The sequence below is a fragment of the Aeromonas salmonicida genome (genome assembly GCF_028355655.1).
GTDB lineage: Bacteria > Pseudomonadota > Gammaproteobacteria > Enterobacterales > Aeromonadaceae > Aeromonas > Aeromonas salmonicida.
The window spans coordinates 3,381,178-3,394,215 of record NZ_CP110645.1 but is presented as its reverse complement, the minus strand read 5'-3'; the positions used below and the strand labels follow the sequence as shown (position 1 = coordinate 3,394,215).

Annotated in this window: 8 protein-coding genes; all 8 read right to left on the bottom strand. The window is 59.9% G+C overall.

The window, feature by feature from the left end; genetic code table 11:
* Positions 1 to 11 precede the first annotated feature (11 nt).
* The gene (locus ONZ54_RS15825) at positions 12 to 3,140 is read right to left on the bottom strand and encodes an efflux RND transporter permease subunit (protein ID WP_271786630.1); all 3,129 of its coding nucleotides are present in this window, start codon (positions 3,138 to 3,140) and stop codon (positions 12 to 14) included.
* A gap of 73 nt (positions 3,141 to 3,213) precedes the next feature.
* Positions 3,214 to 4,734 carry an efflux RND transporter periplasmic adaptor subunit gene (locus tag ONZ54_RS15820; RefSeq protein WP_271786629.1) on the bottom strand — a complete coding sequence of 507 codons (1,521 nt, stop codon included), beginning with the start codon at positions 4,732 to 4,734 and terminating at the stop codon, positions 3,214 to 3,216.
* A gap of 323 nt (positions 4,735 to 5,057) precedes the next feature.
* Positions 5,058 to 5,513: a hypothetical protein gene (locus ONZ54_RS15815; RefSeq protein ID WP_011898950.1), complete on the bottom strand. Its 456-nt coding sequence runs from the start codon at positions 5,511 to 5,513 to the stop codon at positions 5,058 to 5,060.
* A 54-nt stretch (positions 5,514 to 5,567) separates the two neighbouring features.
* Positions 5,568 to 6,326: a substrate-binding periplasmic protein gene (locus ONZ54_RS15810; protein WP_059113034.1), complete on the bottom strand. Its 759-nt coding sequence runs from the start codon at positions 6,324 to 6,326 to the stop codon at positions 5,568 to 5,570.
* Between the two features lie 118 nt (positions 6,327 to 6,444).
* Positions 6,445 to 9,549 (bottom strand): efflux RND transporter permease subunit, encoded by a 3,105-nt coding sequence (locus tag ONZ54_RS15805; protein ID WP_271786628.1) that lies wholly within the window; start codon positions 9,547 to 9,549, stop codon positions 6,445 to 6,447.
* Positions 9,550 to 9,558: 9 nt separating this feature from the next.
* A complete protein-coding gene (locus tag ONZ54_RS15800; protein ID WP_271788295.1) occupies positions 9,559 to 10,758 on the bottom strand; it encodes an efflux RND transporter periplasmic adaptor subunit in 1,200 nt (399 codons plus the stop codon).
* Between the two features lie 345 nt (positions 10,759 to 11,103).
* Positions 11,104 to 11,910: an exodeoxyribonuclease III gene (gene xthA, locus ONZ54_RS15795; RefSeq protein ID WP_271786627.1), complete on the bottom strand. Its 807-nt coding sequence runs from the start codon at positions 11,908 to 11,910 to the stop codon at positions 11,104 to 11,106.
* Between the two features lie 139 nt (positions 11,911 to 12,049).
* A complete protein-coding gene (locus ONZ54_RS15790; protein ID WP_087756156.1) occupies positions 12,050 to 13,012 on the bottom strand; it encodes an ion channel in 963 nt (320 codons plus the stop codon).
* Positions 13,013 to 13,038: the final 26 nt, after the last annotated feature.

The following is a 13,038-nucleotide window of genomic DNA, read 5'->3' as shown; positions in this document are numbered from 1 at the left end:
TTGCAAAAGGGTTAGTCGGCTGGTTGGTCGGCCTGCTTGCCAAGGCTTTGGCTGCGCCACAGGTAATAGGCGGCGGGCAGCACCAGCAGGGTCAGCACTAGGGCGCTCACCATGCCGCCGATCATCGGCGCGGCGATGCGCTGCATCACTTCAGAGCCTGTGCCCTGGCTCCACATGATGGGCAGCAGGCCCGCGATGATGGTCACTACCGTCATCATCTTGGGGCGCAGACGCAGGGCTGCGCCCTGGATCACTGCCCGGTGCAGACCCGCCTTGTCCGGCTTGCCGCTGCCGACGAGCTCATCCCAGGCGTGGTTGAGGTAGACCAGCATCAGCACGCCTGTCTCCACCGCCACCCCGGCCAGGGCGATAAAGCCCACCCCCACCGCCACCGAGAGGTTGAAATCCAGCAGCCAGAGGGTCCAGATCCCGCCCACTACCGCGAGCGGCAAGGTGGTGAGAATGAGCAGCACCTCCTGGAAGCGGCGAAACGCCAGATAGAGCAACAGCACGATAATGGCGACGGTCAATGGCACCACGTAGGCGAGGCGCGCCTTGGCCCGCTCCATGTATTCGTATTGCCCGGACCAGGTGAGGGCGTAGCCCGCCGGCAGCACCAGTTGCTTGCTCACCTCGGCCTTGGCCTCTGCGACAAAAGAGCCGATATCGCGGCCGCGGATATCGACGTAGACCCAGCCGTTGAGCCGCGCGTTCTCGCTGCGCAACATGGGGGCTTCGTCACTGATGTAGACCCGGGCCACGTCCGCCAGGGCGATGCGCGCACCGCTCGGGGTGACCAGCGGCAGCAGCTCCAGGCTGGCTACGGAGTCGCGATAGCTCTGGGGGTAGCGCAGGTTGATGGGGTAGCGCTCGCGCCCCTCTATGGTCTGGCCCACCTCCATGCCGCCCACCGCGGTGGCAAGCACCGCCTGCACATCGGCGATATTGAGGCCGTAGCGGGCTGCCTTCAGCCGGTCTATATCCACCTTGACGTAGCGACCGCCCGCTACCCGCTCGGCGTAGACGGATGCAGCCCCCGCCACCTTGCCGACTACTTGCTCAAGCTGCTGGCCGACTTGCTGGATCACCTTGAGATCCGGCCCCGCAATCTTGATGCCAACCGGGGTCTTGATGCCGGTTGCCAGCATGTCGATGCGGGTCTTGATGGGGGGCACCCAGGCGTTGGTGAGGCCGGGAAAGCGGATAAGGGAATCCAACTCTTCTTTCAGCTTCTCCGGCGTCATGCCGGGGCGCCACTGATCGCGGGGTTTGAGCTGGATGCTGGTCTCCATCATCACCAGGTCGGCGGGGTCGGTGGCGGTCTCGGCGCGCCCCGCCTTGCCGAACACGTTCTGTACCTCGGGCACGGTACGGATCAGCTTGTCGGTCTGCTGCAATATCTCCCGCGCCTTGCCCACCGAGATATTGGCCGCTGTGGTGGGCATGTACATGATGTCCCCCTCATCGAGCGGTGGAATGAACTCCGAGCCCAGATACTTGAGCGGCCAGAAGCCCGCTACCGTCACCACCGCCGCCAGCATCAGCGTGGTTTTCGGGCGCGCCAGTACGGCCTTGAGCAGCGGGATATAAGCCTGGCTCAAGCCACGGTTGAGAGGGTTGGCCTGCTCAGCCAGCACCTTGCCGCGGATAAAGTAGCCCATGATCACCGGCACCAGCGTGATGGCGAGCGCCGCAGCCGCTGCCATGGCGTAGGTTTTGGTGTAGGCGAGCGGATGGAACATGCGTCCCTCCTGCGCCTCCAGTGCAAACACCGGCAAGAAGCTCATGGTGATGATGAGCAGGGAGAAGAAGATGGCGGGCCCCACTTCTATGCTCGCCTCGGTGATGATGCGCCAGCGGTTCTTGTCGGTGAGCGCCTCCCGCTCCATATGCTTGTGGACGTTCTCGATCATCACGATGGCGCCATCCACCATGGCGCCGATGGCGATGGCAATGCCCCCCAGCGACATGATGTTGGCGTTGATCCCCTGCAGGTGCATCACGATAAAGGCCGCCAGAATGGCAATGGGCAGGGTGATGACCACCACCAGTGACGAGCGCAGGTGGAACAGGAAGGCGAGGCAGACCAGTACCACCACGGCAAACTCCTCCAGCAGCTTGCCGGAGAGGTTGTCGATGGCGCGCTGGATAAGGTCGGATCGGTCGTACACTGTGACCACCTCTACCCCCTCTGGCAGGCTGCTTTTCAGCTGGGCCAGCCGCGCCTTGACCCCGTCGATGGTGTGCTGGGCATTCTCGCCGTAGCGCATGACGATGATGCCGCCCACCACTTCCCCTTCGCCATTGAGCTCGGCCAGACCGCGCCGACTCTGGGGGCCGGTGACCACATCCGCCACGTCCCCCAGCAGCAGTGAGGCGCCGCGCACAGTGGTGCCGAGGGGGATCTGCTTGAGGTCTTTGACGCTCTTCAGATAGCCGTTGGAGCGGACCATGTACTCCGCTTCCGCCATCTCGATGACGGAAGCGCCGGTCTCCTGATTGCCCTGCTTGATGGCGGTTTCGATAAGGGAGAGCGGGATGCCGTAGGCGCGCAGCTTGTCCGGGTCGACCTGCACCTGATACTGGCGCACCATGCCGCCCACGGTGGCGACCTCGGAGACCCCTTCCACCGTCTGCAGCTCGTACTTGAGGAACCAGTTCTGCAGGGAGGTGAGCTCGCTCAAGTCATGTTTGCCGGTTCTGTCCACCAGCGCGTACTGGTAGACCCAGCCCACCCCGGTAGCATCGGGGCCAAGCTGGGGGCGGGCGGAGGCGGGCAGATTGGGGGCAACCTGACTCAAATACTCCAGCACCCGGGAGCGGGCCCAGTAGAGATCGGTGTTGTCATCAAACAGCACGTAGACAAAGGAGTCGCCGAAGAAGGAGTAGCCGCGCACCGTAGTGGCCCCCGGCACCGCCAGCATGGCTGTAGTGAGCGGGTAGGTCACCTGATCTTCCACCACCTGGGGCGCCTGGCCCGGATAGGAGGTCTTGATGATCACCTGCACGTCGGAGAGATCCGGCAGGGCGTCCACCGGGGTCTGCTTGACCGACCAGAGCCCCCAGGCGGTGAGCATGACGGTCAGCAGCAATACCAGAAAGCGGTTGCCCACGGACCAGCGAATGATGGAAGGGATCATGATCTGGCTCCTTGCTCATGTTGCGCAGAGAGCGGAGCTTGGTTGTCAGCAACGTAGCAAATGATGGCAGGGATCATGGCTTGGCTCCCATATCGTGCTGGCTATGGTCCATGCCTTCCATCTCATCCGCCGCAGGCTTGGTGGCGTCGCCGGTTGCTGGCGTTTTCTCCTGATGGATGGTGGTGATGCGGTACTCATCCCCCTCTTGTATCACCTGCAGATGGAGGGTTTGCCCTTCGGCCAGTTTGCTGATGTCAACCCCGTCGGCTACGGTGAACTCCATCTCCATGGCGGGCCATTGCCACTCGGGGATGGGCTGGTGGGCCACCATCAGGGTGCGGCTGGCCAGATCCATGCTTTGCAAAGTTCCTTGAGTCCACACCTGTGCCGGGCGCACCGCCGTCATGCGCTGAAAATCCGAGTCGATGGCCGATTCCGAATCGAGCAGGAACTGGGCCGAGCTGACTATGCTGTCACCCGCTTCCACCCCCGCCTTGATGGCGACCTTGTCACCAAACTGGGCGCCCAGGGTGACGGCGACCGACTTGAAGTTGCCATCCCCCAGCGCCAGCACCAGCCTGTCCTGACTGCCAGTGCGGATCACCGCTTCGCTCGGCACCACCAACTGCGGTTCTCCTTTGCCAGTGCGAATGGCCACCTTGGCAAACATATTGGGTTTCAAAAACTCGTCCGGGTTGTCAACGCGCAGCCGCACCTTGAGGGTTCGGGTGGCCGCATCCAGGGTCGGGTAGAGGTAATCCACCCGGCCCTGCCAGCTGCGGCCCGGGGCGTAGTCGAGGGTCATGGTGACCGGATCCCCCACTTTGAGCTGTGCGGCCTGGCGCTCGAACACCTCGGCGCTGACCCACACCTGCTGCAGGGTGCTGATATTGAACAGGGCGGCGGCGGGCTCCACATACTGCCCCTCGCGCACCTTCAGCTCCGACACATAGCCGCTGCTGGGGGCGTAGATGCCAATGGTTTCGCGCACCTGACGGCTGCGCTTGAGGGCGGCGATTTGATCCGCCGGCACCTGCAGGGATTTGAGCTTGCCCTCGGCGGCGCGCAGCAGCAGGGGATTGCTGCTATTGAGCGCCAGCAGGTACTCGTGCTGGGCGTTGACCAGATCCGGCGCGTAGATCTCGTAGAGCAGGGAGCCTTTGGCCACCTTCTGCCCCTCGCTCTTGATGGCGAGGGTGCGGATCCAGCCCGCCATGCGGGCATTGACTGCCTCCAGCCGATCTTCGTCATAGCCGACGTAACCCACTGTCTCGATCTGCTGGTGGATAGGCAGTCGCTCCACCTTGGCGAGGCGCACCCCCAGGTTCTGCTGGATCTCGGGGCTGATGGTGACGGTACCCGGTGAGCCGCCCTGTTTTTCCTCATAGACGGGGATAAAGTCCATCCCCATGTTGTCCTTGGCCGGGGCATCTCGCTTGTCGCGGGGATCCATGGGGTTGACCCAGTAGAGCGGCGTCTTTGCTTTGGCACTGGTGCCATCGGTGCTCTGTTTGGCGGCCCAGTAGCCGCCACCGGCCCCGAGGGTCAGCAGCAGGGCTGAGACAAGCAGCTTTTGACTTGATTTATGGCTCATAGGGAACCTCCGACCAGCATCAGGCGGGCGCTAATGGTGCAAGGGTGAGCGGCAACTGGCTCGGTCAATCGGGCAGATGACATGTGCATCTTCTCTTCTGTCAGGCCGCCGGCTTGTGATGGTGACAGACGCATAACGAGCGTCTGGTTGCTGCATCTATCGCAGCAGATCACACAGGCTGGGCGGCAAACGGGGCGTTGCTGACGAGTCAGCGGACGCACGGCTCCCTGCTATTGCTGGCGGTGCCAGCCGTCACAGGGTCAGGCAAGGACGTGCAGTGTCGGGCAAGGTCAGCCTTGTCCCATGCACGGGAGAAGATCCTTCTAGTGGCGCAGTACCGACAGCATCAGATGTCGGCGGGGCCAGGAGGGGGGATGAGTACCGCGGCTACGCAGGAAGGGATCCCGCAGCCAGTGATCGAACAGATGGCTGGCGACCCCCAGATGGGGCAGCAGCAAAAGGGGGAGGGCGAGCAAGGTCAGCAGCGCGGCCAGCAGTGGCAGGCCGGCCCCGGTTGGCGAGGTGAGGCCGCCGTGCATCTGGCAATCTCCCTGGCTCATGGCGTTGCCTTGCTCTCCATCATCGGCTGCCATTGTGTGACAGGCGAGCCCCTGCATTGCGGTCGCACTCATGGTTGCGTTGTCGCTGCCGGTCGTCATGGTAGAGGAGATGACATCGGTCCCGTGCCAGCTGATACAGAGGGTCAGATTGCAGACAAGCATCAGCGCCAGCAACAGCCGGGCCAATAGCAGGGTGGGCAATCGAACCAAACTCATCATGTGTCAACTCTGGCAAGGGATGGGGCAAATCTAAACCTTACTCGCGGGAGAAGGTCAAGGCATCTGCTGAGTCTGTCGTTGCTGTTCCAGATAGAGGGTGCTGTATTTGTCCAGCAGTTGATCTATCCACTGACCCATACCCGGGGCCTGCAACATGGGTTCGAGTTTCTCCAGAGTATCGAGGTGGGGGGAGTTGAGGGATACCGAGATGTAGAGTTCTCCTTGTTGCAGGGGCCAGAGCAGATCGGCCAGACCGCTATCCGGGTAATTTTCCCGTAAAAAGAGGCGACCAGAAGAGCGACCGTAGGGCACAAAGTCGACCCTGTCGCTGGCCAGCAGCCCAAAGACCTGCTTGAGGGAGTTGACCCTGTGGATCCGGGTATTCTCTTCCAGAAATGTGTCCAGCTCGCTGCCAAGGCTGACCCCGATCATCATGGCTCCCCTTAGCCCGGCCAGATCCTCCCGTTGCTCCAATAGACGAGGGCTGGGCTGGCGAACAAACACAGCCATGTCATTGATTGCCATCGGTGTTTGCGTGAAGCGGGAGTAGCTTTCACGCTCGCCGTTGCGCAGGGCACAAATATTGATGTCTACCTCGCCGGAGGCCACCTTTTGCTGGCAACGGGCCCAGGGGCCTACGTAGTCAAGGTTAACGTTGAGCCCCAGTCGTTGAAAGAGGGTGCTCACTACTTCGGCGCAGACACCCACGATTTTACCGCCCGCATGCCAGTTCCACGGAGGATAGTCATGGTGACCACAGGCTGTCATGTTTGATCCGGCAAGTGCCGCAGCGAGCCAAAGCTGAACCAGCATAGAAATACTCCCCCTCAAATCTCCCAGAGTTTAGGTGATTGAGCCGAGTTGATTTGAATAAAAACGCCCTCGCAGAGCGAAGGCGTTTGAGCAAATACCATATTGATTGATAACGGTATTAGCGCTTCTTTTGCGAGCCTTGCATGATCAAGCGGAAGAAGAGCGGGATAAAGAAGATGGCGATAAAGGTGGCTGCCAGCATGCCGCCAATGACCGGCCAGCCGAGGGCATGGCGGCTGGCCGCACCGGCACCGCTCGATGTGATCAAGGGGATGCAGCCGAGAATAAAGGCCAGCGATGTCATGACAATCGGGCGAAAACGCAGGCGCGCCGCCTCCAGTGCCGACTCGGCAATACTCATCCCTTCCTCATGCTTCATCACGGCAAACTCCACGATCAGGATGGCGTTCTTGGCCGCAAGCCCCACCAGGGTGACCAACCCAATCTGGAAGTAGACGTTGTTGGTGAGGCCCACGGCCCAGGTGGCGAGCAGGGCCCCGAACAGCGCGAAGGGAACCGCAGTGATCACCGCAAACGGCAGACTCCAGCGTTCGTACTGGGCCGCCAGAATGAGGAAAATCATCACTATGCCGAAGCCAAACGCCATGCCGGCACTGCCGGCAGAAGCTTTCTCCTGATAGGCAGATCCGGTCCACTCCAGTTTGGCATCGTTGCCGAGGGTACTGTTCGCGATCTCTTCCAATGCGGCAATGGCTTGTCCTGAACTGTATCCCGGTGCAGGTTGCGCCATGATCTTGGCGGCAGGGAACACATTGAAGCGCTCTACCAACTCGGGGCCGCTGGCGTCGCGTACCGTCACCAGGCTGCTAAGGGGGATCATCTCGCCCTTGTCGGAGCGGACATAGATGTTGCGAATGTCGCCCTTCTTGGCGCGATAATCCGCTTCTGACTGAAGCTGGACCCGATAGGTACGACCGAACTGGTTGAAGTCGTTGACGTAAACCTGACCAAAGGTGGCCTGCATGGTGTCGAACACCGCATTGATCGGCAGCCCCAACGCCTTGGTTTTTTCCCGATCAAGATCCAGATAGACCTGAGGGACATTGGCGCGATAGGTCGAGGTGACGCTGGCAAACTCAGGCCGTTCTCTGGCTGCGGCCAGGAAATGTTCAACCTCTGCCGAGAAGGTCTTGGCATCGCTGCCGCTGCGGTTTTGCAGATACCCTTCCAGTCCCCCCGTGGTGGACATCCCCTGGATTGGCGGTGGATTGAAGGAGGCCACAAAGCCATCCGCCAGCCCCATCAGACTCATGCCTTGAAAGGTATTCGCCAGAGAGAAGGAGTCTTGTCCTGCGTCTTTTCGCTCGCTCCAGTCCTTGAGGGTGATGAAGCTCAGGCCGCTGTTGCTGATCACAGCACTGGAGAGAATGTCGAAACCGGAGAAGGTGACGACATCCTTCACGTTCGGGTTGGCCATGGCGATTTGGTCAAACTTGTCAGCCAGCGCCTGGGTGCGAGTGAGTGCCGCTGCGTCCGGCAGCATGATGGCAGAGATGAGGTAGCCTTGATCCTCATCCGGTACCAGTTCCCCCGGTACTTTCATAAACAGCAGATAACTGGCGAGCAGCATGGTCACTATGATGCTGAAGGCCAGTGCCACCCGGCGATTCAGGAAAGCCACCCCACGCACATATCCTCTGGTGAGCTGGTCAAAGCGGTGATTGAACCAGACGAAGAAGCGAGCGGGTTCCTGATGGCCGTCCTTGAGCAAGACAGCACACAAGGCCGGTGACAAGGTCAGGGCAATGATGCTGGAGATGACCACTGAGACGGCGATGGTGATGGCAAATTGCTTGTACATCACCCCTGTCATGCCACCCATAAAGGCCACGGGTATAAACACGGCGCACAGGACCAGGGTGGTGGCGACTATGGGGCTGAATACCTCCTGCATGGCGAGAATGGCGGCTTGCGGCGCCGAGAGCTTTCGCTCGCGCATGCTGCGCTCCACGTTCTCCAGCACCACTATGGCGTCATCCACCACTATGCCTATGGTCAGCACCATACCGAACAGGGTGAGCAGGTTGATGGAGAAGCCCAGCAGCAGCATGCCGGCAAAGGTGCCGATCAAGGACACCGGCACAGCGATACAGGGGATCAGGGTGGCGCGGAAATTCTGCAAGAAGAGGTAAACCACCACGAACACCAGCACCATGGCTTCAAACAGGGTATGTACTACCTCCTCAATGGAGAGTTTTACGAACTCGGTGGTGTCATAGGGGATCTGATACTCGATATCCTGCGGAAACCGGGTTTGCAGTTGCGCCATGGTGGTGTGCACGGCATCCGCCACGGCAACCGAGTTGGCACCCGGTTGCAGATAGGTGGCGATACCGATGGCCGGTTTGCCGTTGGCGCGAGCGACTATGTCGTAGTCTTTACCACCCAGCTCGACCCGGGCAATGTCCTTGACCCGAATTTTGGCGCCATTTGGCATGGATCGTATGATGATGTTCTCGAACTCTTTGACATCCTCAAGGCGCCCCTTGGTCTGCACCGTGTAGGTGAAGTCGATGGGAGTGCTGGTGGGCTGAGCCCCTATTTTGCCCGCGGCAAATTGGGTGTTCTGCTCACGAATGGCGCCAATCACATCGCCCGGGGTCAGCTGCAACTGGGCAAGACGATCCGGGCGCAGCCAGATCCGCATGGCGTAGTCAGTGCCACCAAAGAGCATGGTGTCGCCAACGCCAGGTATCCGTTTGAGCTCGTCTATGATGTTGAGCAGGGCATAGTTCGACAGGTAGGTCGTATCAAATGACTGGTTGGGTGACACCAGGGTGATGACCTGCAAAATGGAGGTCGATTTTTTCTTGACCGTGACTCCCTGCTTTTTCACCTCTTCCGGCAGTTGGGCCATGGCGGCCGAGACCCGGTTGTTGACGTTGATGGTGGCCTGATCCGGATCGGTGCCGATCTCGAAGTAGACGTTGAGGTTCATCTGGCCATTGGAGGCGGAGCCAGATTGCATGTACACCATATGCTCAACCCCGTTGATCTGCTGCTCGAGTGGGGCTGCAACGGTTTGGGAGATGGCTTCGGGGGTTGCCCCCGGGTAAAAGGCCGTGACCGATACCACGGGGGGCGTGATCTGCGGATACTGCTCGACGGGCAGGGAACGCATAGCGGCCAATCCTGCCAGTACGATAATGATCGATATCACACAGGAAAAGATGGGGCGCTCAATGAAGAACTTGGAAAACATACGAGCTCCTTACCTGGCCGCTGGCTTGCTGGCCATCTTGTCGCTGATCGCCTGCATCTCTTGGGCCGAGACAGGTTTGACTATGCTGCCGGGTCTGGCTTTCATCAGCCCCTCTACGATGTAACGCTCGCCTGCATCAATGCCGCTCTCGATCAGCACACCTTCTGCAATGGCCGGACCGAGTCTGACTGGGCGTGGCACCACCTTGTCATCGCCGTCTACCACCATCACCATGCGATCGGCCTGGGATTGCACAATCGCTCTGGCTGGCACCACTATGGCGTTTTTACGAATACCCAGGTCGATGGTGAGTCGGACAAATTGACCCGGCAGCAGGACCCCCTCTTTGTTGTCAAAGATGGCGCGGGCCCGAATTGTTCCCGTCTGTGGGTCGACCCGGTTATCGGAGAAGTTGAGCTTGCCCGCTTGGGGATAAACGGAGCCATCAGCGAGACGGATATGGGTACGCCAGTTGGTGGTGTCTTTGGCCTCAATCAATCCTTTTCGCACCGAGGTTTCAAAATTGAGACGGTCCTGTTCCGAGTAGGAGAAATTGACGTAGAGCGGGTTGTACTGGGTGATGGTGGTGAGCAGGCTGCTGTTGGCATTGGTTGAGATAAGGCTCCCCTCGGATTGGGAGCTCTTGCTCGCCATGCCATCAATCGGTGCCGTCACCTGGGTATAACTGAGGTTGAGTTCTGCTTCTTTGACTTTTGCCTGTGCGGCCTGGCGGCTGGCAATGGCCGCTTCGTAGTTGGCGATGGTGTCGTCATAGTCCTTGCGGCTCACGACCTGGCGCTTGAACAGCGGTATGATGCGATCCCGATCTGCGCGAGCCTTGTTGAACCGGGCCTGTTCCTGAGCCAGGGCCCCCTTGGCCTGTTCCAGTGCCACCTTGTAGGGGGCGGGATCGATGAGGAACAGCTCCTGGCCTGCTGTCACGGGTTGCCCTTCCACATAAGTACGTTCAAGCAGGATGCCGTTTACCCGGGAGCGAACTTCGATTTCGCGATAACCCGCCGTCTCTCCCACCATCTCGGTTGTCAGCGGCACATCGGTCAGTTTGGCCTCGGCCACTACCACGGGCACAGGGGGGCGTACCTGGGCACTACTGGCTGGTTTGTCGCCACAGCCAGCCAGCACGCTGACCAGTGCCAGAGCAATGCAGCCACGCTTGAACATACTTTCCCCGACGTTTTGCACCTTCATCATCACACTCCTGTTGAATGGACAGCGATCGTCGTGCCCACCCCTGTTCTGAACTGATGTCATCAACTGCATGATTAATAATTCAACTTATTGGATTACAAATAGTTTTTAAATGATAGAGCACAGACATTGAACCCAAGCTGCTCGGTGTTGAATATTGTCAGCTCCAATGAGGAGATGAGCGTCAGGCCAGCGACAATGGTTATCCCGGTGGTGCGGGCGTACTCCATTATGAGCATTGCTCATGATCCGGGAGGTTTGTCGGGAATTATAAGAAGGAAAGGGGAGGGGGAAGTGGGGGCTGGGTCACAGTGGGGAGTCAAACGTCCCCACTGTGTGAATTTATCAGGCGAAGGTGGCCCAGATGGGAGCGTGGTCGGAGGGTTTCTCGATACCGCGCAGCTCGTAGTCGATGCCGGTCTCGGTCACTGTGTCCTTGAGGGCGTCGGAGGCCATGATGAGATCGATGCGCAGGCCGCGGTTCTCGTCAAAGCCCTTTGAACGGTAGTCAAACCAGGAGAAACGCTCGCACTCCGTGGGGTTGGCGGCGCGGAAGGTGTCGGTCAGGCCAAACCCTTTCAGGCGTTCCATCCATTCGCGCTCGATGGGCAGGAAGGAGCACTTGCCCTCTCGCAGCCAGCGTTTGCGGTTCGCCTCGCCGATGCCGATGTCGAGATCCGTGGGAGAGATATTCACATCCCCGATCAGCACGAGTTGATCATTCGGGGTGTGGTGAGTTTCCAGATAGTGCTGCAAGTCCTCGTAGAACTTCTGCTTGGCCGGGAACTTGGTCTCGTGATCCTGGTTCTCCCCTTGCGGGAAATAGCCATTCATCACCTTGATGAGGGAGCCATCCTCCCGTTTGAAGGTCGCCATGATCATGCGGCGCTGGGCATCTTCCGGATCGGTAGGGAAGCCTTTTTGTATCTCGACCGGCTTCTGCTTGCTCATGATGGCCACCCCGTAATGGGCCTTCTGACCGTGGAATTCCACGTGATAGCCCATGGCTTCCACGTCTGCCAGCGGGAAGGCCTCGTCGTGTACCTTGATCTCCTGCAGGCCGATCACATCCGGCTGGTGTTTGTCGATGATGGCTTGCAGCTGATGAAGGCGGGCGCGCAGGCCATTGATATTAAAAGAGATGATCTTCATGTCAGGGATGCTCATGTCATTTTTATAAGTCGCTATTGGACTAGGAATCCGCTGCGGATGCAAGTTCAGGAGCCGGCTTGGCCCCGCTTGCGTGGGAGCTTGCCCCGGCGCCAACGCTGGCCGGGGAGGGCGGCGCCACTCACCGTGTCATCTTTTTCACGAACACCACCACAAACAGCGCCAGCGTGAAGCTGCCGGTAAAGGCCTCGAAGGCGGCAAAGATCCGCGACAGGCCGACGGGAGTGAAGTCGCCATAACCCAGGGTGGTGAAGGTCACCACGCTGTAGTAGAGGCATTCGAGCAGGAAGATGGCGTTTTGTTCGAAGGGGGCGCCGGGTTGGTAGATGAGGTACTCCCCCTGGAAGTTCAGGCCGAAGAAGAAGTAGAAGATGCTGCAGATGAAGATGAGCAGCAGGGAGAAGAGCACCACTCGCATCGGCGCCTCGCCGTAGCCGCAGAAGAGATCGACGATCCAGGAGGTGAACCTCTGGATTGACCAGAGTGGCAACTGCAGGCGGCGCATGGTGAGCTCCCGCTGGATGTAGCGGCCGGACATGGTGAAGATGCCTTGCGCCTCCGAGGCCTTGCGCAGATCCCGGTAGGTCTCTTCCGCCTCCTTGAACCAGATGCGGGCTTGCGCCGGATCCCGCTCGCTGCGTCCGCGCCGCTCCTGCATCAGTCGTTTGCCGGTATTGAGGTTGTCGAGGCGGGTGTTGTGCCAGCGGATGCCGAGCAGATTGACGTTGTCGAGTTCGGCGCAGTGGAGGTTGGCGTCACTGAGATCCGCCTTCATCAGGCTGCCGCCCTTGATGCGAATGCCATAGAGGTGGGCACCTTGCAGGTTGGCCCGATAGAAGTTGCACTGCTCCAGCAAGAAGCCCTGCGGTGCCCCCTTTTTCACCAGATTGAGCCCGGCCAGGTTGGCACGGGCCAGTTGCAGGCCGTGGCACAGTCCGCCTTGATGAATGTAGTGCTCAAGCTCATGAGCCGTCTGGGGATCCTGATGATCGGCGTGGGGATCGTGCCAGCGGCACAGCTCATGCTCCCCTGCCTCCTCGCTGCAGTGACGCCCGTCCGCCACCAGATATCGACACATCGCCATTGCGGTTCTCCTCCCCTCGCCGAGTC